Below are 22,366 nucleotides of genomic sequence, written 5' to 3'. Positions count from 1 at the left end.
GCTTAAAAAAGGAAGCAATCATGACAGCACCAAAAATTATTGCCCTAGCAGGCAGCCTACGTAAAGACAGCTTTAATCAAAAACTGATCAATGAAGCTGCGCGCTTCGCCCTCGAAAGTGGTGCTGAAGTAGAAGTGATTAAATTAAGCGATTTAAACTTACCTTTATTTGACGAAGATATTGAAGCGCAAGGTACACCTGCTGGCGCACAATTATTAAAAGATAAGCTCCGCGCTGCTGATGGCATTTTATTAGCAAGCCCAGAATATAATGGCTCAATTACAGCACCACTTAAAAACGCAATCGATTGGGCATCTCGTACAGAGCAAGGTGCAGTGCCTGCTTTTCGAAATAAAGTTACTGCACTGTATGCATCGTCACCGGGTGGTTTAGGTGGCTTACGTGGTTTAAATCACGTACGTGATATTTTATCGGGTATTGGTAGCTTAGTACTTGCAGATCAACTAGCAGTGCCTGCTATCCACACTAAATTAGGTGAGCAAGGCCGCATCAGCGATGCTGATACAGCCGATAAAGTTGCCAGCCTTGCCCAGCAACTTGTGAGCGTAGCGAGCAAATTAAATAAATAATTGCTAGCCTAGTTTTATCGCTACTAACTTAGTTTTGTCGCTGCTAACTTAGCAGCGATAAAATCTTCATGGGTTACATACAATAAGCTTGCGACACGGCGAATAACCATTTCTTCATGCTTATCTAAATTGCCATCTGCGTAGGCTAAACGCCACAACAGCTCGATGATATCAATACGCTGCTCGGCGCTGCACTGGGCATTAATTTGCTTTGAAAACTGAAAATAATCTATTGCATCATCTAGGCTTTGCGATGCACTTGCAACTAACTCTTGAACCTCTTCCTCGTTAAGCGAGAAATACTTCTTTAAGGTCTCATTCAGGGTCTGTTGCTCATCATCTTGTAACTCATTATCTGCACGCATAACCTCAATCAATAACGCAGCAACGGCGGTTTTTAGGTCATGCTCAGAAATGCTAGATTGGGTATCATTCAGCGCTGAAAACAGCTGTTTTATTTTATTGAGCATCACATTTTCCCTTTTTGGGTGTTAGACTACATGTAAGACGTAACGTTACCTTAGTTTGACTATGGATGCTAATTCAGGTTCAACATCACGATGAAACAAGGTATTAATCACATGGAGTTAAGTGTTTATGAGTGAACTGAGAAGTACACAAGCACTATTAATTAGCGCCGTTTTAATGTTAGCGGGGTGCAGTAATGCGCAGGCAGCAAAAGGCGAAACCGAAAAGCTCTATGACTTCGACGAAAAAGTCCATTACTACCAAACTAAATTGGCCGACGGCCGCTACCATCTCGAAATTCAGTCTGACGACTACAAGCACTTTCGCAATCAAAGCGTATTCTTACTGCGCCATGCCAGTCGCTTATGTAGAGACAAACCATTTATGCTAAGAGTGACTGATGGAGTGCAGGAATATGAACGTTTTCCAACTAAACCACGCGCCTATCAGCCCCCTTTAACGGTTGTTTTACAGTGTGAAGACGAAGCTAAATAGTACTAGTCTTCATATCCCCACGGCGCGCTTGGCGGCGTGATAGGTTTAGTTAGGTCAAAATCAACGCGAAACTCACGTCCTTCACGCACTAAGCGATACGTAAATTGCTTTGGATAAATATACATTTGCCACGTGTTACCCATTGATTGGGGAATACCTTGACTCACAAACAACTCTTTTGAATACTGATCAGCCGGGAACGACTGTGCGTTAGCAAAACCCGCATCAAGGGTATGGCCACCATACATGGTTGATTTATCATCGCTGCCATCTTTATGACGATGGTCATGCTTTAAACTAAGTCCACTGCCCGTTTTTGTGATGATCCAAGTACGAGACGCATCATCCCCTACATGAAATGGCACTTGTAACTCACGCTCGTTACAACGACGTACATGCATTACTAACTTTTTGCCCGCAAATGAGCTCGGGCCAGCTGCGTTATCAACGCTCACTTTACCTTCGTAAGCTTTACCGCAATGGGCAGCAATATTATCAAAAAAGCCATCATGGCTTGGAATTGACACTAACGGTGCAGGTCGCGCAGCTGCTACTGATGATGCTGCCAAGAGCATCGATGCTACTAAATATTTCATGGTGTGTTCCCTAAATATAATTTTGCTTAGGCTAATTGTTTAAAGGCCATAAAGAAAACAATTACGATAAGCTACTAGACAGCGAGTGGTCATCCTGTTTTTACAACTAATTTGTTGTCATTTTCAGCGCGTACTTTCATTAGCTTGAGAAGTGCTCGGTGAAAGTCCTGAAAGATCACCTCCCCCCATACTCGCGAATAAATGCCAAAGTTAGTGTTATCAAGTACAGTCGTTTTAAGGCTTAACAGCGTTTGATTATCACCACTTGCAACTAACTCATAGCCTCCCTGCAGCGGCGAAAAATATTCACCACCTAATTTCACATGCTGATCAAGTGCATGATCAGGAATTAACTCAGGGTCAATCTCAAAGTTATAAAGCATTTTTTCATTCGGCAGCCACTCGGTTATCACTTCTTTAAATACAACATTTTTCTGCCACTGGCTGGTTCTAATTGCACCTACCCCACCACCACTCATATCAGCTCGAATTGGCCTAGGAATACCAATTAATTGCGAAAATGAACTTGGATATTCGCCCTCATGAATTTGGCTAACATTAGCTAATTGTTGCCACACAACATCAACAGGCGCATTGATAACAATTGTATTTTTAACTTCGTAAGTTTTCGATAAGTGTAAAAAGTTGAGCTCTAAAGGAGAAAGGATCAACGGCAACAAAGCTACCGACATCACCGCTTTGTTGCTTTTCTTTGCCCAAAGGCGATGACATAGCCCTGCTAACATACCGCCAATACTAGCAAAAAACATAAATGCAGGGAGAGCCATTGCAACGCAGATACTTCCTTCTAAAAGAGTTACTACGCTGACAAATAAGAACACAAAAATAGGTTGCCAAGCGACTACCGCCATTCTTCCATATGTCATCGGCGACTGTTGATTATATTCAAAATGTACCCGTATAAACCCAATAGCAACAGGCACTAAAAACATAAACGAAATAGTAACAAGGCTACCGAAATTAAAGGTTCCGCTAATTTCAAGAAAGATGCGCATGCTGATGCCGTAAAGCACACCCATCAAGATGCCGATAGATTTAGGAGAAAGAGGCCACATAGTTATTTGTTGTTTTCGTTATTTTACCAACCAAATTAACAACTTTATTTTTTAGAAACAAATAAAAACGCGGCCTTGGCCGCGTTTAGGTTCACATGGAAAAACAGGTTATTGCCAAGGGCGCTCTGCTGCTAGTTGCTGCTCAAAGGCATCAATTTGGCTGTTAAGTGTTTCAGTCACACCGATAAAGTCCAAGCCACTTAATAAACGCTCTTTGATGTCATGGCGAATATCAAAGTGAATAGTGTCAAACTTATCGCTACGAAGTTGTTGGTTTTCTAAATCAACTTCGATATGAATATCGTCATGCTGTTCACTCAGCACAAATAATTGCTCAAGTGTTTCCGCTGGTAATGCGATAGCAAGCATTTGGTTATTGCCGCAGTTATTAAAGAAAATATCGGCAAAGCTTTCCGCTAAGATCACTTCAAAACCATATTGCTTTAATGCCCATGGCGCGTGCTCACGCGATGAACCACAACCAAAATTGTCGCGAGTTAAAAGAATTTGCGCACCTTGGTAACAAGGACGGTTCAAAATAAACTCAGGGTTTGGCTCGCCGTTATCTAGATAACGCCAATCGTAGAAAAGCGCCGCATCAAAACCATCACGGCTGGTCGACGTTAAAAATTGCTTTGGAATAATTTGGTCAGTATCAACATTGTTTTTATCTAACGGGGCCATTAAGCCACTAAAAAATACACTCATTAGGCTTCTCCTCTGATATCAACAAAACGACCATGAATTGCCGCTGCCGCAGCCATTGCAGGGCTCACTAAGTGAGTGCGGCCACCGCGACCTTGGCGACCTTCAAAGTTACGATTAGAGGTCGACGCACAGCGTTTACCGGCTTCTAACCTATCGTCATTCATTGCTAAGCACATTGAACAACCTGGCTCACGCCATTCAAAGCCAGCTGCTTTGAAGATATCTGCAAGGCCTTCGTCTTCGGCTTGTTTTTTAACAAGGCCAGAACCAGGAACAATCAGCGCTTCAACACCCGCTGCAACCTGTTTACCTTCAACAATTTGCGCGGCAGCACGTAAATCTTCAATTCGGCTATTTGTACATGAGCCAATAAAGACGGTATCAACAGTTGCTGAAGACAATTTATCGCCTGCTTTTAAGCCCATATATTTTAGTGCGCTGCGGATTGCATCAGCCTTGATTAGATCTGGCTCTTGCTCAGGATCAGGAATGAATTCATCTACGCCAATCACTTGCTCAGGGCTGGTACCCCACGTAATTTGCGGTTGAATATCAGCAGCCTCTAATTCAACAACATGATCAAACTCTGCACCTTCATCAGTTTTTAGTGTTTGCCAGTAGGCAACGGCACTATCAAAGTCAGCACCTTGTGGTGCAAATGGGCGACCTTTTAAATAATCATAAGTTGTTTGATCTGGCGCGATTAAACCCGCTTTTGCGCCCATTTCAATACTCATATTACAAAGTGTCATGCGCGCTTCCATAGACAGCGCTTCGATCCCTTCACCACAAAACTCAGCAACATAGCCAGTACCACCCGCAGTGCCTAATTTACCAATCACAGCCATGATTAAATCTTTGGCAGTAACGGTTGGGCGCAGGCGACCATTTATTTGAATTTTTAACGACTTGGCTTTTTTCTGCTGTAGCGTTTGAGTAGCTAGAACATGCTCAACTTCTGAAGTACCAATACCGTGCGCTAGTGCACCAAATGCACCATGGGTAGAGGTATGGCTGTCACCACACACTATGGTTGTGCCCGGTAAGGTAATGCCCTGTTCAGGCCCCATTACATGCACAATACCTTGATTAATCGAATTTAAATCATAAAGTTGAATACCAAACTCTTTACAGTTTGCATCCAATGCCATTAATTGATTTTTCGACACTTCACTCGCAGCATCTAATGAACGGCTTTTTGTTGAAACGTTATGGTCCATGGTCGCAAAGGTTTTTTCTGGGCAACGTACTTTGCGGTTTTTCTCACGTAAACCAGCAAAGGCTTGCGGCGATGTAACTTCATGAACTAGGTGACGGTCGATATAAAGTAAATCAGTTTGATCATTTATGCTGGCGACTACATGAGCTTGCCAAATTTTATCGTATAAGGTTTGGGCCACTTGCTATTCCCTCATTTTAGTTACGCTGAGTGACGAGCTCAGCGCAAACAATTTTTAATTAAATACGTGCCACAATTGCCGCAGCAACATCACTGGTGGTATACCCTGCATTTGGGTAGATATCTGGCGTACCAACACCGGCTTCAACCGCTTCTGCCACCGCTTTTTCAATCGTACGAGCCGCTTCATCTTGCCCTAGTGAGTAACGCAACATAAGCGCAGCACTTAAAATTTGCGCGATTGGGTTTGCCACCCCTTTACCAGCGATATCAGGTGCTGAGCCACCAGCTGGCTCATACAAACCAAAGCCAGACTGATTTAAACTCGCTGATGGTAATAAGCCCATAGAGCCTGTGATCATCGCGCACTCATCAGACAAAATGTCGCCAAATAAGTTATCGCAAAGTAATACATCAAACTGGCTTGGCTGTTTTACTAACTGCATTGCCGCGTTATCAACATAAATGTAGTCAAGGCTTACTTCTGGGTAATCTTTGCTTACTTCAGAGACCACTTCACGCCAAAGTACGCTGGTCGCTAACACATTCGCTTTATCAACCGAGGTAACATGATTACTACGCAGCTTAGCGGCTTCAAATGCAAAGCGTGCGATGCGCTCAATTTCTTTACGTGAATATGTTTGGGTATCGAAAGCAGCTTCTTGCTCCCCTTCGCCACTGCGGCCTTTTTCACCGAAATAAATACCACCGGTTAACTCGCGCACACATAAGATGTCAAAGCCTTGTGCACTGATATCTGCACGCAGCGGTGATGCAGCACTTAGTGCTGGTAATAATTGTGCAGGGCGTAAATTACAGAACAAACCAAAATGCTTACGCAGTGGCAACAGTGAAGCTCGCTCTGGTTGCTCATTCGGTGGTAAGTTTTCCCATTTAGGGCCGCCTACCGAGCCAAATAAAATCGCATCGGCATTTTCACAAGCACTCAATGTACTTTGCGGCAGTGCCTGGCCAAACTCATCAATAGCAGCACCACCAATCGCGTGATGATGACGAGTCAAAGTAAAACCAAATTTTTCGCTTACAGCATCCAAGACGGTTTCTGCTGCTGCCATAACTTCTGGACCAATCCCGTCGCCTGCTAATACTGCGATACTGTAATTCGATTGACTCATCCTGCTTTCCTCTGTTGTTTTAAATCAGACACTTTTTGTGCACGATAAATTAAGTTATAAACGCGGATCATAGCGCGTACCGACGCTTCTACCACATCCGCTGCAATGCCCGCGCCGTGATATGGGCGACCATCGTATTTAGCGATAATATTCACTTGTCCTAGCGAGCTGGCGCCTTGGCCTGTTGCTTCTAGATTATATTCAATCATCTCAACCGACATACCCGTTAAGCGCTCAATTGCTAAGAATGATGCTTCGACAGGGCCGTTACCTGTTGCTGCCTCTTGCTTAGACTCGCCATCAATTGTCATGCCGATTGTTGAACTCGCCACTGATTGCGAGTTAGACGTAGAGTTAACAAACTCAAGTTGGTACTTCTCGTCTTTATCTTTGATTTGATTAAAGTAAATCATCGCTTCTAAGTCGTAGTCATACACAGTACCTTTTTGGTCTGCTAATGCTAAGAAGCTGCTGTATAAGCTATCCATATCGTAATCAGATTTTTGATAGCCTAACTCTTCTAAACGATGCTCAATAACATGACGACCTGAACGCGAAGTCATGTTTAATTGGTTATTTGGTACACCAACACTTTCTGGCGACATAATTTCGTAAGTGTTTTGGGCTTTTAATACGCCGTCTTGGTGGATCCCTGAGCTGTGTGCAAAGGCATTTTCACCAACAATTGCTTTGTTTGGTTGTACTGGCATATTACAAATCTTCGCGACTTGACGCGAAGCACGGTAAATCTCTTCACTGCGAATATCGGTATGCACTTTTAAGTGGTCTTCACGCATCTTCATGATCATCGCCACTTCTTCAAGCGAGCAGTTACCTGCGCGCTCACCAATACCATTAATCGTACATTCGATTTGGCGAGCACCGGCTTGTACCGCTGCGATTGAGTTAGCAACCGCTAAACCTAAATCGTTATGGCAATGCACGCTTAAACGCGCCTTATCGATATTTGGCACATTGTTCATTAAGTGATGGATCATCGCAGCGTATTCGTCTGGCGTTACATAGCCTACGGTGTCAGGTAAGTTGATAGTTGATGCACCCGCATCAATAGCGCTTTCAACGATGCGGCATAAATCCCAATGCGGTGTACGACCTGCATCTTCACACGAAAACTCAACGTCATCGGTGTAGTTACGCGCAAGTTTAATCGACTTAACAGCCATTGCCGTTGCATCGTCTAAGCTCATACGTAATTTGTGTTCAAGGTGTAATGGGCTGGTTGCAATAAATGTATGAATACGGCCCTGCTCTGCCGGGCGAAGCGCTTCACCACATGCTTCAATATCTTTTGCTACAGCACGTGCTAAGCCACAAATAATCGGCCCTTTCACTTCAGTCGCAATGCGCTGTACAGAGCGAAAATCTGCCGGGCTAGATACCGGAAAACCCACTTCCATTACATCCACATTTAAGCGGCTAATGGTATGCGCAAGTTGAATTTTGTCGTCTTCGGTTAGGCTTGCTTTTAATGCTTGCTCACCATCACGTAACGTTGTGTCAAAAATCCAAACCTTATCTTTCATAAACTGTCCTCGTTCCCAATGACCCATTAGCGAGATAAAAAAAACCCCGCGGTTGCGGGGTTTTTTAATGTTCTACAAATGCAAATACACTAAGCCCCGCTCACTGATTTAAGCAGTAAGAGGTTTAGTTTTAATGTAATTGAATGTGTAATTTGCATCTTAATTTACTAAATGTGTGTTCAGTGGCTGTATTTTTAACATTCAAAAAACCAGCTTGCAAGCATAATTTTTCCACAAAATCGATAAAATCACGTCCACGAAAGGTTAAAAAACCCAGACAACAACAATTACACAAATAAAAATACCAACCCTACTTACTAAACATGATAAATAAAATAATGATCGAGCAATCTGTAACTAGAAAACGTAAAGAAAATATTTAACTCTGTGGTTAATAAATTTGATGGTGAGAATTCACAGTTCTGTAGATAACACGACGAGTATAAATTATGTGTTGATCTATCCTGTTGGGTTGTCCTTCGTTGCCATTGCTTTGTAATAGCCTAGCTTGTTGATCTCTCAAATCAACTGATGTTGCATTGCTAGCAGTCTCTGAGCTATGGTTCTTTGAAATAGTAGCGCTTTTTGGGTATAGCGCAATTCGGCTATAAACATGGCGAAACTGACTGTAGGGAACTCGCTTCCAACCATTTTGGTTAATCCAAAACTGGCAGCGTTTGTCATCTCGAAATTGTGAGACCTGATGAGCGTCTAATACGCCAAGCAGGTTATCTTGAATTTTCTTTTGCACACTTTTCGGTAGCGAGTATAACAAACTGCGGCTCAAGTCCCGAAAGCTTGGGCTGTTTTTTACCGTTGTTTCTTCACTCTGTTCTAAAAAATGGGCATGAGTATCATTCACCGGATCCTTGGTGAGCATATGCGTCCTCGCTATTTATTCATATTTTGAGGTAACTGAATAACGAAAAATCAGTTACTTAATTTGGCAGCGAACAATACATAAAACAGGAACAAAAATCCACCATGCTTTAGGCTGTTTTTTCTACATTACCTTTACTATCACGACCATACAAAGTGGCACCGCGAGCAATATAGCGTAATTGCCAGATCAAGCGTTCAACCAGTTCTTCACGTTGTGTCCCTTCAATATCGAGGGCTTCGGCACCGGCATTAAATACTAAAGTCACCATGGCTTCGGCTTGAATATATGCATGAGTTGGGTCGCACGGAGTTTCGCTTTCAAGGTAATGCGCAAGCTCTAAAATGAAATGTTTAATTTCACGAGCAACCGCAGCACGAAATGCTTTTGAAGTTCCTGAGCGCTCACGCAATAACAATCTAAATTGGTTGCTCGAGTTATCGATGAACTCCATAAAGGTCACGATTGATGTCGTGATCACACTACCGCCGCTCTCAATACGGCGACGCGCTTGGCGCATAAGTTGACGCAGTGTTAAACCAGCTTCATCAACCATGGTCAAACCAAGCTCATTCATGTCTTTAAAGTGGCGGTAAAAAGAGGTGGGGGCAATCCCTGCTTCACGGGCAACTTCACGTAAGCTTAAATTAGAAAAACTATGATCGGCACTCAATTGATTGAATGCAGCCTCGATTAGTGCTTGTCGTGTTTTTTGTTTCTGTTGCGCTCTAACACCCGACATGGAAACTCCCAGCGTGAACTTTTAATGATTTTTCGGTTAATGAGCTAGTCTAATACTTGACGCGGAGAGAATGAAACACTATTTTAGCGTACAACTGTACGCCGAGATTTATTCAGATGAAAAAACCACCGATTATTTGGACCAATGTGCTATTTTTTAGCCTTACATTTTTGGCCGCGATCACCCTTGTTCCTTGGTATGGCTTTAGCTACGGATACACCAGTACACAGTGGATAGCCTTTGTTGGCTGTATGTTCTACGCCGGACTTTCTATTACTGCAGGTTATCACCGCTTGTGGGCACACAAAGCCTATGATGTGCATCCTGTTATTGAAGTAATTTTTGCCTTAGGTGGTGCTTTTGCATTACAAAATAGTGCCTTGCACTGGAGTAGCGATCACCGTATTCACCATGGTCAAGTTGATGATCCAATCAAAGACCCTTACGCCGCTACTAATGGCTTTTGGTATAGCCACATCGGTTGGATGCTGCGCGATTATCAAGGCGAACAATACGGTAACTACAGTAACTGCCGAGACTTACAAAAAAACAAAGTCGTTATGTGGCAACACCGTCACTATATGAAGTTAGTCGTCGCGACTAATTTTGGTATTCCTTTACTACTTGGTTTAATGCTTGGCGATGTATGGGGCATGTTATTATTGGTTGGTTTACTGCGCTTAGTATTGAGCCAGCACTTTACCTTTTTTATCAACTCGCTGGCGCATATCTGGGGCTCACGTCCATACACAGAAAAAAACACCGCCCGTGATAATGGCTTTTTAGCGCTATTCACATACGGTGAAGGCTATCATAACTTCCATCACATTTTTGCTAGCGACTATCGCAATGGCATTAAGTGGTATCACTATGATCCAACTAAGTGGATGATCCGCTCTTTAGCGGCAATCGGTCTTGCTTCAAAATTAAAGCGCACACCGATTGAGCGAATCGAAAAAGCCAAGGCAGAAACCTTGATGAATAAGACTCAAGGTCGCCTTGCAAAATTGCCTTTAGCGCAAGATAAGCTTACATTATTACAATCTGAGTACGATTTACTGCTGAAAAAACTGCAACACTTCTGTGCCTTGCAAAAACGCGTGTTAGAAATCAAACGCAATAAAATGATGAAACAGTGTGAAAAATCAGCATTAATGACACAATATCACGAGCTTGAAGCCGCTTGGGAAAACCAAAAGCAGGCTTGGCTTGCACTAAATGCGAGGTTGTTAAAAGCCTCTTTTAGTTAACATAGGAGCGGCTGTGGCCAAACAACAAGTAAAGCAAAAAGATACTCCATCTTATCAATATGATGCAATCATCATAGGTACAGGTCCTGGCGGTGAAGGTACCGCCATGAACCTATCTAAAAGTAATAAGAAAGTCGCTGTTATTGAGCGTCAAGAAGCAGTAGGCGGCGGTTGTGTGCACTGGGGTACTATCCCGTCAAAAGCATTACGTCACTCTGTAAGTCGTTATATTGAATATAAAGCAAACCCGCTATTTAATATTAGTGAGCGCCCTAACCGCTTAACTTTCCCCGATATTTTGCGCCACGCAAGTAACGTCATTTCAAAGCAATCTAATTTACGCAGCAGCTTTTATGAGCGTAATCGCATTCATATGTATCAAGGTGATGCTGAGTTTATTGATAAACACACTATTAAAGTGACGCACCTAGACGGTTCGTTTGAAACGCTTACTGCACAAACAATCGTTATTGCTACTGGCTCGCGCCCTTACCGTCCACCAGGTGTAGACTTTAAACATCCACGTATTTACGACAGCGATACCATTTTAGGCCTTGAAGATGACCCTCATCGTGTGCTGATTTATGGTGCAGGTGTAATTGGTTGTGAGTATGCCTCTATTTTTAAAGGTTTAGGCGCCAAGGTTGACCTAGTGAATACCCGTGACCGCCTACTTGCCTTTATGGATGCGGAAATTTCAGATGCTCTGAGCTATCACTTTTGGAATAGCGGTATTGTTATTCGTCATAATGAAGAGTTTGATCGTGTAGAAACCCGTGATGACTGTGTGGTAATGCACTTGAAATCAGGCAAGCGCGTAAAAGCTGACTGTATTTTATTTGCCAATGGCCGTACCGGTAACACAGACACATTAAACCTTGAAGCTGTTGGCCTAAAAGCGGATGGTCGTGGCCAGCTTAAAGTGAATGAAACATACCAAACAGAAGTCGATAACATTTATGCTGTGGGCGATGTAATAGGTTACCCAAGCCTTGCCAGTGCGGCATTTGACCAAGGCCGTATTGCAGCCGATGCGATTGCATGTGGTAACTGTGATGAAAAGCTGATCATTGATATCCCAGCAGGTATTTATACAATCCCTGAAATGAGCTCAGTGGGTAAAACCGAGCAAGAGTTAACAGCTGCAAAAGTCCCTTACGAGGTAGGCCGTGCTCAATTTAAGCATTTAGCGCGTGCGCAAATTGCAGGCACTGAGGTGGGTAGCCTAAAGATTTTATTCCATGTTGATACCAAAGAAGTACTGGGTGTGCACTGCTTCGGTGAGCGTGCCTCTGAAATCGTTCACATCGGTCAAGCGATTATGGAACAAAAGAACGGCGGTAATAACATTGATTACTTTGTAAATACCACGTTCAACTACCCGACTATGGCTGAAGCCTATCGCGTAGCTGCATTAAATGGTTTAAATCGTTTGTTTAAGTAAATAAAAAAGCCCGCTTAATGCGGGCTTTTTTACGATTAGCTTTTGCTTATTTGTGGTATTTACCACTGAATTCATGAACAGCGTTGATAAATACACCTGCATTTTCTGGGTCTACATCTGGTGTAATACCGTGACCTAGGTTGAATACATGGCCAGAGCCTGTACCAAAGTCTTCTAGGATAGTAGCAACTTCTTGGCGAATACGCTCAGGCGTGCCATGCAGCATTGCTGGGTCCATGTTACCTTGCAGCGCGACTTTATCGCCAACACGACGCTTTGCATCACCAATGTTAATAGTCCAGTCTAGACCTACTGCATCACAGCCTGTTGCTGCAATTGCTTCAATCCACTGACCACCATTTTTAGTAAATAACGTCACTGGCACTTTACGGCCATCGTATTCGCGAATTAAGCCATCAACAATCTTGTGCATGTATTGTAATGAAAACTCATTGTAGTCACGTGGGCTTAATACACCGCCCCATGAGTCAAATACCATTAAAGATTGCGCGCCCGCTTTAACTTGCGCGTTTAAATAGTCGATTACTGAGTCAGCTAATTTATCAAGTAATAGGTGCAGTGTTTGTGGATCTGCAAAGGCCATTTTCTTGATTTTACCGAATGTTTTGCTGCTACCACCTTCAACCATGTAAGTGGCAAGTGTCCAAGGTGAACCAGAGAAACCAATTAGCGGTACTTCACCTTTTAATTCGCGACGAATCGTACTTACCGCATTCATCACATAACCAAGCTCATCAGTTGGATCGATATTTGGGATTTTTTTAACATCTGCTAATGAAGAAATCGGACGTTCAAATTTTGGACCTTCACCTGTTTCAAAGTAAAGACCTAAGCCCATAGCATCTGGAATAGTTAAAATATCACTGAATAGAATTGCAGCATCAAGCGGATAACGACGTAATGGCTGTAACGTTACTTCACAAGCAAGTTCAGCATTTTTACATAAACTCATAAAGTCGCCTGCTTGGGCACGTGTAGCACGGTATTCAGGTAAATAACGGCCAGCTTGGCGCATCATCCATACCGGTGTGACATCAACAGGTTGCTTTTGTAGTGCACGTAAATAACGATCGTTTTTTAATTCGCTCATGCGTATAGAATCCTAGAACTGAATGAAATTGAGCAGATTGTATCACCATATTGCGCGTCTCACTATGGATAGATAATCAAGGCTAGATATAGATCATGTTTTTTAAGCCTACCTAAGCCTATAGTGTGTTTTTTGAGCGAAAACAAAATAAATTTAAAACTTTTCATTAATAAATTTGCAACATACAAAAAAGCTTGGTATAACTTATCCCGCGTTAACAAAAACAATAATAAAAATCTTATAACAATAAGAACAACAATCTTCCCATAATAATAAGAACGCTTGTTTTAACAAGTCTTAGAAAAAGAATTAAACCACCAATTTTGGTGGTTTTTTCTTTTCTAAATCAGCAAATTACAACTCATCCACTTAGATAAAAATCGCAAAATTAATACTAGTAGTTTTGAATCAATTCCCATACACTGCAATGAGAGCAAAAAAAGTCCACTCTAAAAAACAAGGAATTTTTTAGCTTATTCAATGCTGAAAACTATGCCTTTAGAATGACTTTTACAATCTGTTGCAATTAGACACTAAGAATTTAGTTGATCTTTGTGTCATATTTCCTTTTTATATATACAAAGGAAAACCTACTCAGCGAGGAGATGAAATATGCTGACGCGTTTGGAAAAAGCTCAACAAAAGTGGGGTGGTAGTCACTCTGTAATCGACAAATGGCTCACAGAACGTCAAGAGCTGCTTGTGTTGTTCTGCCGTATTGCAGGCTTTTCACCGTACGAAAAGAAAGATCACGCCCTTCCTGATCAGCTGCAAATTCAAAACTTTTGCCAAATTCTGATGGATTACCTTTCTGCTGGCCATTTCGAAATTTACGACGACATTGCCAAAGCGTGTAAAGAAAAAGGTCCTGAAAGCCAAAAGCTGGCTAATGCCTTATACCCACGCATTTCTGAAACCACAGATGTGGCACTCGACTTTAACGACAAATACGCAGAAGTTGACAAAGATGACTTGCTTGATGAGTTTGATAAAGACCTATCAATCTTAGGCGAAGCGCTTGAACTGCGCTTTGAGCTAGAAGATGAGTTAATCGATAACCTTTATTCTAATCACACCAGCTAACAGCTTAGTTACACAGCAGAGAAACACTCTCTGCTGAAAAACACCTTTTTGCCTGCCTAAAAAGAATCATCTATTCCATTTCGTAACAAATATTTGAAATATTTTCTTCAATGCGATACTCATACTATAAAAACATGAGGCTCGCTATGAATAAACGGTCATTTTTAAAGTCACTTTCAATTCTTGCCGCAGGCGCAAGTCTGACATCAGCTCCTTTAATGGCGGCGCAGAGTGCTAGCACCCAAACATTAATTAAGCCAAAAGCTCTTCCTACAGGCGGCACAATTGGGATATGTAGCCCTTCAGCTGCCACTGCTGCGCACGCTGATATTTTATTAGCACAAGGCGTTATAGAGGCACTGGGTTACAAGGCTAAGCTTGCACCAAACATTCTAGCTAGACGCGGTCATTTAGCTGGCACTGATGCAATGCGAGCTAGCGACTTAAATAGTTTATTCAACGACAAAGAGGTTGATGCCATTTTGTGTTTACGTGGCGGTTCAGGCGCTGCCCGTATTCTACCTTTGCTCGACTACGCAATGATCCGTAACAATCCAAAACCTCTAATGGGCTATTCAGACATTACCGCTCTTCACAATGCATTACTGTCTCAAGCTGGGTTAATCAGCTTTCATGGTCCAAATGCATCAAGTGACTGGAACCCGTTTCATGTCGCGCAATTTAAGAGCATGTTCGAAGCGCGTAAGTTGATGCATTTCCAAAACTTACCAAAAGCCGATGATGAGCTTGTTAACACTCAGTACCTGACCCAAACGATTACATCAGGTAAAACCTCTGGACGATTAATCGGCGGTAATTTAACGGTACTGACAGCCCTTGCAGGCTCGAACTATTTACCTGACTTTAATGGCGCAATTTTATTTTTAGAAGATATCGACGAAGCACCGTATAGAATTGACAGGATGATGAGCACACTAAAACTTATGGGCGCACTTGATAAAATTGCAGGCTTTGTATTTGGCGATTGTAATGACTGTAAGCCAGGCAGTGGTTATGGCTCATTAACCCTTGATAATATTTTTGCAGATTATATAAAACCGCTGGGGATCCCTGCTTATCGTGGAGCTATGATTGGCCATATTAAGCGCCAATTTATCCTGCCTGTTGGTACTGTGGTTGAGCTTGATGCTGATAGTGGCACATTAAAAATGAAAGAAACGGCATTTAGTTAATAAACTTCGCGCATAAAAAAGGGCTTTTCAGCCCTTTTTGTATTGAATTAAATATTACTCAGCTGGAACAGCTTTTTCATCGCTTTGGATTTCAAGTAATTCTACTTCGAAAACAAGCGTTGAATTTGCAGGGATCTTACCAAGATCACGCTCACCGTATGCAAGTTCAGATGGAATAGTGAACTTGTACTTAGAGCCAACTGGCATTAATTGTAAACCTTCAGTCCAACCTGGGATCACACGGTTAAGTGGGAAAGTAGTTGGTTCGTTACGTGAGTATGAGCTATCGAACTCAGTACCGTCTAATAAAGTGCCTTTGTAGTGTACTTTAACAACGTCTGTTGCTACTGGCTTTTCGCCTTCACCTTCAGTGATCACTTCGTACTGTAGGCCAGACTCAGTTACTGTAACGCCTTCTTTTTTCGCGTTTTCAGCTAGGTATTTTTCGCCTTCAGCTTTGCTCTTTTCAGATTCTACTTTCGCTTTTTCTTGTTGTTTAGTGCGAATGCTTTGGTCAAGTGCAGTTAACACTTCACGAATTTTTTCGTCATCAAGTTTAGCGTTACCCGCTAGTGCGTCTTCAAAACCACGCTTAAGAAGTGCTTCGTCTAATTCAACACCTAGCGCTTTTTTATCAGCAAGGTCTTGGTTTAAGAAGTTACCAACAGATGCACCAATACCGTATGCTTGTTGTTGAGCTTCAGTCTCTAGTTTAACTTCAACTTGCTGTTCTTTTTTTGCTTCCTGATTACAAGCTGTAAGCGCTAAAACTGACGCTGCAATCAATGACAATTTAATCGTCTTTTTCATTTTATATCTCCGACACACTTTGCAGTTGTCAATTATTGTATTATTACTAGTTAAAGATTAACGACCTACATGGTAGGCTGCTTGTCTAATAACTAACGTCATGCCAATGCATGATCAGCGATTAGACTAACAACCTAGGCCTTCAACGAGACCTAGTCTAACCTCTCAATCACTAAGAGTTAAGGGGAAATACTCGTAATATGTCGATATTTCGTACTTTTTTGTATCTGCTCAGCCTTTGCTTAGTTGTAGCGTGCTCTGAGCAACATGAGCAATCAACTGCACGCTATGAGCATGCGGCTAAAGGTGCCTTCGCCTCCGCGCTGTCGCACGATGGTAAATACAGCTTAATCTCATCAATACACCATGGGGTTGCATTGTGGGATAATCAACAGCAGGTATTAAAATACCAATGGTTTCAACAACAAGCCCAAGATAGTCTCGTCCATACTGTTGCTATCTCGTACGACAACAGCCATGCAGTTACCGCTGAGAAGTCCACCTTTGCAGTGTGGAACATTGCCACGGGCAACAACACGGGTTATTACAAAATACACGCCTCAACAATTAGAGATATCGCGATAAGTAACCAAGGGCGCAGTGTATTATATGGTCGCGCCGACGGTGTAGTCGTTTACCTCGACTTAGAGAGTGGCAGGCGCATAGAGTTCCTTGGCCACCAAGAAAAAGTCAATGTTGTTGATCTATCACCTAACGGTCACTACGCCATTAGCGGCTCAAATGACTATGTTGCTTACTTTTGGGACACTCGCACAGGGCAAGTGATCCATCGCTTTAATCACCCAAGTCGCGTTACTCAAGTCGCCCTTGATCCACAAGGTCGTTACGCATTTACCGCAGACAGTATGAAGCAAGCAAATGTATGGCAACTGACTACAGGTGATCTTGTTAGCAAACTGGCGTATATTGCGCGTCAGAAAATTTTTACCGCCGTCCGTTTTAACGATGAAGGCACTTTAATTGCCACAGGTTCACCCAATCGATTGGTTGATTTATGGCAGCTAGAGTCAGGTAAAAAATTACAAACGTGGCAAGTGATTCCTCGTGAAGGAAGCCGCCCGAAATCAGCCGTGGTGTTAGATGTTGCGTTTACTGATAACAACCAAGCGTTATTAACCGAAAGCTCCAGCGGATTCGCTGAAAGTTTTAATCTAAGAGAATCAAATGAATACAATTGAAGATCGTCTAATGGAACTTGAAGCGAAAGTCGCTTTTCAAGATGAAACAATTGAAATATTAAACGATGAGCTTAAAGCGCACCAACAGCAGCTGGCTAAAATGAAGCGCCAGACAGAGTTACTTGCAGAAAAGATTAAAGAAGCGCAGCAGCCATCTTTAATGTCACAAATGCAAGAGCCGCCACCGCCGCACTATTAATTAAGTAGTGATAGAGCCGGGAATTAATCGCCCGGCTTAAATACACCAATCACTTGCTCAAATTGGCGTGTTGAGGCTTGTACAGCCTGCTCTGGTTGCGTCATTTTGTGGCCACACTGTACGCACTCCACTTTTTCCACATCATGTTCTTTATAAAGCATCATGGTATCCATGGCCTTACACTCAGGGCATGATGCGCCAGCAATAAAGCGTTTTCTTTGTCTCATAGATGATCTCCCGTGGCATGTAGGCGGCTATTTTAGCCTAATAATTCTCTGTTTGATACGATTGCGAAGGCTAATGTGATCCGTGTTATGATAGCGGCAATTTAATCAGTGCTGTGCAAGTAAACATTCATGATCCAAATTTCAGACATCGAACTTCTACGTGGTGGTAACGCCTTACTAAAAGGGGCTTCTGCAACCTTATTCCCAGAGCATAAAGTCGGCCTTGTTGGCGCTAATGGCTGTGGTAAATCAACGCTGTTCGCGCTATTAAAGTCTGAATTGCAACTCGATGCCGGTGAATGCCAAATTCCTAAAGACTGGTCAATTGCCTCTGTAAAACAAGAAACTCCCGCGCTCGAAATCAGCGCTCTGGATTATGTATTACAAGGTCACCCTGAATATTACGCGCTAAGAATTGCACTACGCGAAGCCGAGCAAAATAACGACGGCGATGCGCAGGCAAAAGCACATATTGGCCTAGAACATATTCAAGGCTATAGCATTGAGGCAAAAGCAGGTGAGCTATTACACGGTTTAGGTTTTAGTAATGAGCAAATTGACAACCCAGTGAGCGCCTTTTCAGGTGGCTGGCGTATGCGCTTAAACTTAGCACAAGCACTTATTCGTGATGCTGATTTATTACTGCTAGATGAGCCAACCAACCACTTAGATCTCGATGCCGTTTACTGGTTAGAGCGCTTTTTACGCGCCTACACAGGCACTCTAGTGCTTATTTCCCATGACCGAGAATTCTTAGATGCCGTTGTTGACCAAATTTGGCACATAGACGCACAAAAAATAAATGTTTATAAAGGCAATTACTCGCAATTCGAACGCCAAAAAGCAGAGCGCTTATTACAGCAACAAGCGATGTTCGAAAAGCAACAAGAACAAATTGCTCACCTAGAAAAATTCATTACGCGCTTCAAAGCAAAAGCCAGTAAAGCTAAGCAAGCACAAAGCCGCGTAAAAGCCCTAGAGCGTATGGAAAAGTTAGCCCCAGCCCATGTTGACTCACCCTTTGATTTTGAATTTGCGGAGCCAACAGCGCTGCCAAACCCGTTAATGACTCTCGACCAAGCCAAAGCAGGCTATGGCGACACCACCATTTTGCATAGCATCAAGCTAAACCTTGTGCCGGGTAGCCGTATTGCGCTGCTTGGCCGAAATGGTGCGGGTAAATCAACACTGATTAAATTATTAGCTGGCGATTTACAACCTCAAGCAGGTGAAGTATTTCAGCATCAGGGCTTAAATATTGGTTACTTTGCGCAGCATCAACTTGAGTCACTTGATTTAAAAGCCAGTGCAGTGACCCATTTACAACGTTTAAATCCGCAAGCTCCTGAGCAATCATTGCGTGACTTTTTAGGCGGTTTTGCATTCTTTGGCGATAAAGCACTTGAGCCAGTTGCGCCATTTTCTGGCGGTGAAAAAGCCCGTTTAGTGCTAGCAATGCTGGTGTACCAAAAGCCAAACCTACTATTACTGGATGAGCCAACCAACCACCTAGACTTAGAAATGCGTCATGCCTTAGTAATGGCGCTACAAGGCTTCGAAGGTGCTATGGTGACCGTATCGCACGACCGTCACATGCTTAAAAATACCGCTGATGAGTATTACCTTGTTGATAACGGCGAAGTAACACAATTTGGTTATGACCTTGATGCCTATTACCAATGGCTTCTCAATGCCAATAAAGAAGCTGCTAAAAGCCCTGAAGACAACGCCCCTAAAGCACATTCAAGCGTTAACCGCAAAGAGCAAAAGCGCTTAGAAGCTGAGTTCAGAAAGTCAGTGCAGCCATTGAAAAAGCAAATCGAAAAGCTTGAAAAGCAACTTGATAAGTACTCTACAGAGCTTGGAGAAATCGAAAACGCACTTGCCGATAATGATTTATATAGTGATGAAAATAAAGCCAAACTGACAGAGCTGCTCACTAAGCAAGCAAGCTTAACACCCAAGCTTAATGACGTTGAAGAAGAGCTGCTCATGGCACTTGAAGAGCTTGAAGAAAAAGAGCAGGCCTTTGCCGATGAAACCGCTTAACAGCGAACAGTTTTGGCAGTTTGCATGCAAGCTTTACAGCAAAGACGGCATGCAAACCAAGCTACTAGGCTATCAAGACCAGCAAAGCAAAAATGTTAACCTTTGCCTGCTGCTTTATTATCTTGATTCGTTAGAGCTGGCTGTAACACCCTCTCAACTGAGTGAGCTTGAGTCGTGCATTGCCGAATTTGACCAACAGGCTTTACAGCCCCTACGAGCCACACGCGCCTACCTTAAAACCATTCAAAACGAGGTTTCAGACTACCCTACCATTCGCAAAGAGCTACTTAGCGCAGAATTAAAGCTAGAAAAAAAGCAGCAACAATTACTGATAAACGCAGCAAATACCATGATATTCCCCCTCCATAAACAGGCTGAAAATGTAAGGCTTTATTTAAGCGACAAGCAGTAAAATCTAGTCGGTAGCAATCTTAATTGAATTGCCCTCAGTAAAGGCCCCTTTCTATCTGATTAAAACTTATAGCTAAAAGCTCCGAACTCCCCTAATAAACTTGATCCAAATCAACAATTAAATCACCTCCCATAGCATCAGGAAAATTGCTTGATCTGGATCATATCTGCCGTCCTCAAGCCAGCCTATGATTAACCCATAGACATTAGGAGGCACAACCATGAACGTATTCTTTAGAGATTTTTTTAGCGACCCAGTTTTATTTATGTCATTCGGCATTTTGGCAGTTGTTATCGTTTTATGCCTTTTCTATGTTGGTTACTTCATTAAAAAAGTACATGACGCAGAAGTTCCTAAGTAAGAATTAAGCACGACGCACAAAGCCCCTATCCAATTTATTGTTTAGGGGCTTTTTATTTGTGTATAGCTAAAATCTTGTAGCTGTTCTCAAAAAGCAAAAACTTGCTACAATAGGTGCTTATTTTGTTTCGAAAGTGTCAGCTATGTTACCTGATTTTAAGCCTGCGTGGTGGATGCGCAATCGCCATTTACAAACCATAATGCCGCGCTTTTTTCGCCCTTTTCATAATACCCGGTATGACTTATCGACTATCGATACCCCTGATGGTGACTTTTTAGAACTGGCTTGGGCAACACCTCATAATGAGCAAGCCCCCCTCGCTATTGTATTGCATGGCTTAGAAGGCAATATAAATAGCTTTTATGCTAAAGGCATGATGAAAAAACTTAAGCAACAAGGCTTTGCTGTAGTTTTAATGCATTTTCGAAACTGCTCGCGCGAAGTTAACCGTTTAGCACGTGCTTATCACAGCGGCGAAACAGAAGACCTGCGCTTTTTCATCAATCACCTTAAGAGCAAATTCCCAAAACGCCCGTTATTTGCCGTGGGCTTTTCACTAGGTGGTAATGTACTAGCAAAATATTTAGGTGAGCATGGTACTAAATCGAACTTAACTGGCGCAGCCGTTGTGTCTGCACCATTTGACTTGTCATCATCGTGCGAAGTTATTCGTAAAAGCTTAGGTAAGATTTATCAAAAATATTTGCTCGATCGAATGAAAAAATCGATGCAAAGAAAGCTGCCACAAATCGAACAGCAAATTAGCCTAACGCCAGAAAAACTTATGGCGATTGATGACTTATGGCAATTCGATAATATGCTCACGGCACCATTGCACGGCTTTGCCGGTGCTGAAGATTACTATCAGCAAGCGAGTGCAAAACCATTTTTAAAAAGCATTGCAACACCTACGCTGATTGTGCACGCCAAAGATGACCCAATGTTATCAATAAAAGCCGTGCCAGATAGCTTAGATGTGAGTGAACATGTTACGCTGCGCATCTCAGAACAAGGTGGCCATGTCGGTTTTATTAGCGGTAAAAACCCTTTTAAGCCCGAATATTGGCTTGAACGAATTGTTCCTGAGTATTTTCAACAATTAGTTAAAAAAGAGCAGTTATGATCATTCCCCACGAACGCCTCGATAAAGAGACTCTGTATAATTTAATCGAAAGTTATGTTTTACGTGAAGGCACTGATTACGGCGAACAAGAATTTAGCATTGAAAGCAAAGTAGCGCAGGTTCATCAACAGCTTAAAAATGGTGAAGCCATGGTGTTTTTTTCTGAGTTACATGAGTCAGTGACAATTATATCCAAAGCTGAATTCATTGCTCTACAAGCTGACCCAGAGTACCAAGAGTCGTTCAACGACTAAACTTGTAAGTTACACTG

Annotated in this window: 25 protein-coding genes; 13 read left to right on the top strand and 12 right to left on the bottom strand. The window is 42.5% G+C overall.

What is annotated here, in order from left to right; genetic code table 11:
• Nucleotides 1-20: 20 nt before the first annotated feature.
• Nucleotides 21-590: an NADPH-dependent FMN reductase gene (locus IRQ78_RS15690; RefSeq protein WP_194442649.1), complete on the top strand. Its 570-nt coding sequence runs from the start codon at nt 21-23 to the stop codon at nt 588-590.
• A gap of 23 nt (nt 591-613) precedes the next feature.
• Here the strand turns inward: IRQ78_RS15690 and IRQ78_RS15685 are convergent, their stop codons facing one another.
• Nucleotides 614-1,060 carry a tellurite resistance TerB family protein gene (locus tag IRQ78_RS15685; RefSeq protein WP_194442648.1) on the bottom strand — a complete coding sequence of 149 codons (447 nt, stop codon included), beginning with the start codon at nt 1,058-1,060 and terminating at the stop codon, nt 614-616.
• Nucleotides 1,061-1,235: 175 nt separating this feature from the next.
• On the opposite strand from IRQ78_RS15685, the gene IRQ78_RS15680 reads away from it, so the two are divergent.
• Nucleotides 1,236-1,553 carry a hypothetical protein gene (locus tag IRQ78_RS15680; RefSeq protein WP_251603649.1) on the top strand — a complete coding sequence of 106 codons (318 nt, stop codon included), beginning with the start codon at nt 1,236-1,238 and terminating at the stop codon, nt 1,551-1,553.
• Nucleotides 1,554-1,555: 2 nt separating this feature from the next.
• On the opposite strand, the gene IRQ78_RS15675 is transcribed toward IRQ78_RS15680, so the two are convergent.
• From IRQ78_RS15675 to fabR, 8 genes are all read right to left on the bottom strand, one after another.
• On the bottom strand, nt 1,556-2,149 hold the full coding sequence (locus IRQ78_RS15675; protein ID WP_194442647.1) for a hypothetical protein: 594 nt from the start codon (nt 2,147-2,149) through the stop codon (nt 1,556-1,558).
• Between the two features lie 89 nt (nt 2,150-2,238).
• Nucleotides 2,239-3,165 (bottom strand): SRPBCC family protein, encoded by a 927-nt coding sequence (locus tag IRQ78_RS15670; RefSeq protein ID WP_323741611.1) that lies wholly within the window; start codon nt 3,163-3,165, stop codon nt 2,239-2,241.
• Between the two features lie 168 nt (nt 3,166-3,333).
• The gene (gene leuD, locus IRQ78_RS15665) at nt 3,334-3,933 is read right to left on the bottom strand and encodes a 3-isopropylmalate dehydratase small subunit (protein ID WP_054562894.1); all 600 of its coding nucleotides are present in this window, start codon (nt 3,931-3,933) and stop codon (nt 3,334-3,336) included.
• Entirely contained in the window at nt 3,933-5,333 is a 1,401-nt protein-coding gene (gene leuC, locus IRQ78_RS15660) for a 3-isopropylmalate dehydratase large subunit (RefSeq protein ID WP_054554474.1), read from the bottom strand. The genes leuD and leuC overlap by 1 nt, the downstream gene beginning before the upstream one ends.
• Nucleotides 5,334-5,391: 58 nt before the next feature.
• A complete protein-coding gene (gene leuB, locus IRQ78_RS15655; protein WP_054554475.1) occupies nt 5,392-6,468 on the bottom strand; it encodes a 3-isopropylmalate dehydrogenase in 1,077 nt (358 codons plus the stop codon).
• Nucleotides 6,465-8,012 carry a 2-isopropylmalate synthase gene (gene leuA / locus IRQ78_RS15650; protein ID WP_063528590.1) on the bottom strand — a complete coding sequence of 516 codons (1,548 nt, stop codon included), beginning with the start codon at nt 8,010-8,012 and terminating at the stop codon, nt 6,465-6,467. The genes leuB and leuA overlap by 4 nt, the downstream gene beginning before the upstream one ends.
• Nucleotides 8,013-8,403: 391 nt before the next feature.
• The gene (locus IRQ78_RS15645) at nt 8,404-8,892 is read right to left on the bottom strand and encodes a hypothetical protein (protein ID WP_166341161.1); all 489 of its coding nucleotides are present in this window, start codon (nt 8,890-8,892) and stop codon (nt 8,404-8,406) included.
• Nucleotides 8,893-9,001: 109 nt separating this feature from the next.
• Nucleotides 9,002-9,634, bottom strand: coding sequence for an HTH-type transcriptional repressor FabR (gene fabR / locus IRQ78_RS15640; protein ID WP_166341163.1), 633 nt, complete (start codon nt 9,632-9,634; stop codon nt 9,002-9,004).
• Between the two features lie 116 nt (nt 9,635-9,750).
• Here fabR and IRQ78_RS15635 point away from each other — a divergent pair, with 116 nt between their 5' ends.
• Both IRQ78_RS15635 and sthA read left to right on the top strand, forming a co-directional pair.
• Nucleotides 9,751-10,884, top strand: coding sequence for an acyl-CoA desaturase (locus IRQ78_RS15635; protein ID WP_058586121.1), 1,134 nt, complete (start codon nt 9,751-9,753; stop codon nt 10,882-10,884).
• A 13-nt stretch (nt 10,885-10,897) separates the two neighbouring features.
• Entirely contained in the window at nt 10,898-12,328 is a 1,431-nt protein-coding gene (sthA, locus tag IRQ78_RS15630) for a Si-specific NAD(P)(+) transhydrogenase (protein ID WP_054562900.1), read from the top strand.
• A 46-nt stretch (nt 12,329-12,374) separates the two neighbouring features.
• On the opposite strand, the gene hemE is transcribed toward sthA, so the two are convergent.
• Nucleotides 12,375-13,439 carry a uroporphyrinogen decarboxylase gene (gene hemE, locus IRQ78_RS15625; protein ID WP_054554485.1) on the bottom strand — a complete coding sequence of 355 codons (1,065 nt, stop codon included), beginning with the start codon at nt 13,437-13,439 and terminating at the stop codon, nt 12,375-12,377.
• A gap of 612 nt (nt 13,440-14,051) precedes the next feature.
• On the opposite strand from hemE, the gene rsd reads away from it, so the two are divergent.
• Nucleotides 14,052-14,522, top strand: a complete 471-nt coding sequence (rsd, locus tag IRQ78_RS15620; protein WP_166341170.1) for a sigma D regulator — start codon at nt 14,052-14,054, stop codon at nt 14,520-14,522.
• Between the two features lie 146 nt (nt 14,523-14,668).
• Nucleotides 14,669-15,715 carry a S66 peptidase family protein gene (locus tag IRQ78_RS15615; RefSeq protein ID WP_194442645.1) on the top strand — a complete coding sequence of 349 codons (1,047 nt, stop codon included), beginning with the start codon at nt 14,669-14,671 and terminating at the stop codon, nt 15,713-15,715.
• A 54-nt stretch (nt 15,716-15,769) separates the two neighbouring features.
• Here the strand turns inward: IRQ78_RS15615 and fkpA are convergent, their stop codons facing one another.
• On the bottom strand, nt 15,770-16,525 hold the full coding sequence (gene fkpA / locus IRQ78_RS15610; RefSeq protein WP_054554488.1) for an FKBP-type peptidyl-prolyl cis-trans isomerase: 756 nt from the start codon (nt 16,523-16,525) through the stop codon (nt 15,770-15,772).
• Nucleotides 16,526-16,725: 200 nt separating this feature from the next.
• Between fkpA and IRQ78_RS15605 the strand changes: the two genes are divergently transcribed.
• Nucleotides 16,726-17,724, top strand: a complete 999-nt coding sequence (locus IRQ78_RS15605; protein WP_054554489.1) for a WD40 repeat domain-containing protein — start codon at nt 16,726-16,728, stop codon at nt 17,722-17,724.
• On the top strand, nt 17,711-17,923 hold the full coding sequence (locus tag IRQ78_RS15600; RefSeq protein WP_054554490.1) for a SlyX family protein: 213 nt from the start codon (nt 17,711-17,713) through the stop codon (nt 17,921-17,923). The genes IRQ78_RS15605 and IRQ78_RS15600 overlap by 14 nt, the downstream gene beginning before the upstream one ends.
• A gap of 23 nt (nt 17,924-17,946) precedes the next feature.
• On the opposite strand, the gene IRQ78_RS15595 is transcribed toward IRQ78_RS15600, so the two are convergent.
• Complete coding sequence (locus tag IRQ78_RS15595) at nt 17,947-18,150, bottom strand: YheV family putative zinc ribbon protein (protein ID WP_054554491.1); 204 nt, start codon at nt 18,148-18,150, stop codon at nt 17,947-17,949.
• Between the two features lie 129 nt (nt 18,151-18,279).
• Here IRQ78_RS15595 and IRQ78_RS15590 point away from each other — a divergent pair, with 129 nt between their 5' ends.
• From IRQ78_RS15590 to IRQ78_RS15570, 5 genes are all read left to right on the top strand, one after another.
• Nucleotides 18,280-20,199 carry an ATP-binding cassette domain-containing protein gene (locus tag IRQ78_RS15590; RefSeq protein WP_054554492.1) on the top strand — a complete coding sequence of 640 codons (1,920 nt, stop codon included), beginning with the start codon at nt 18,280-18,282 and terminating at the stop codon, nt 20,197-20,199.
• On the top strand, nt 20,186-20,611 hold the full coding sequence (locus tag IRQ78_RS15585) for a TIGR02444 family protein (RefSeq protein ID WP_194442644.1): 426 nt from the start codon (nt 20,186-20,188) through the stop codon (nt 20,609-20,611). The genes IRQ78_RS15590 and IRQ78_RS15585 overlap by 14 nt, the downstream gene beginning before the upstream one ends.
• 220 nt (nt 20,612-20,831) lie before the next feature.
• A complete protein-coding gene (locus IRQ78_RS15580; protein WP_074989877.1) occupies nt 20,832-20,972 on the top strand; it encodes a DUF3149 domain-containing protein in 141 nt (46 codons plus the stop codon).
• Nucleotides 20,973-21,114: 142 nt separating this feature from the next.
• The gene (locus IRQ78_RS15575) at nt 21,115-22,095 is read left to right on the top strand and encodes a hydrolase (protein WP_194442643.1); all 981 of its coding nucleotides are present in this window, start codon (nt 21,115-21,117) and stop codon (nt 22,093-22,095) included.
• Nucleotides 22,092-22,349 (top strand): YheU family protein, encoded by a 258-nt coding sequence (locus IRQ78_RS15570; RefSeq protein WP_166341180.1) that lies wholly within the window; start codon nt 22,092-22,094, stop codon nt 22,347-22,349. The genes IRQ78_RS15575 and IRQ78_RS15570 overlap by 4 nt, the downstream gene beginning before the upstream one ends.
• The last annotated feature ends 17 nt before the right edge of the window (nt 22,350-22,366 follow it).

The sequence above is a fragment of the Pseudoalteromonas simplex genome, from assembly GCF_015278155.1.
In the GTDB taxonomy this organism is placed as follows: Bacteria; Pseudomonadota; Gammaproteobacteria; order Enterobacterales; family Alteromonadaceae; genus Pseudoalteromonas; species Pseudoalteromonas simplex.
The sequence above is the reverse complement of the archived record's forward strand: the minus strand, read 5'-3'. Positions and strand labels throughout refer to the sequence as shown.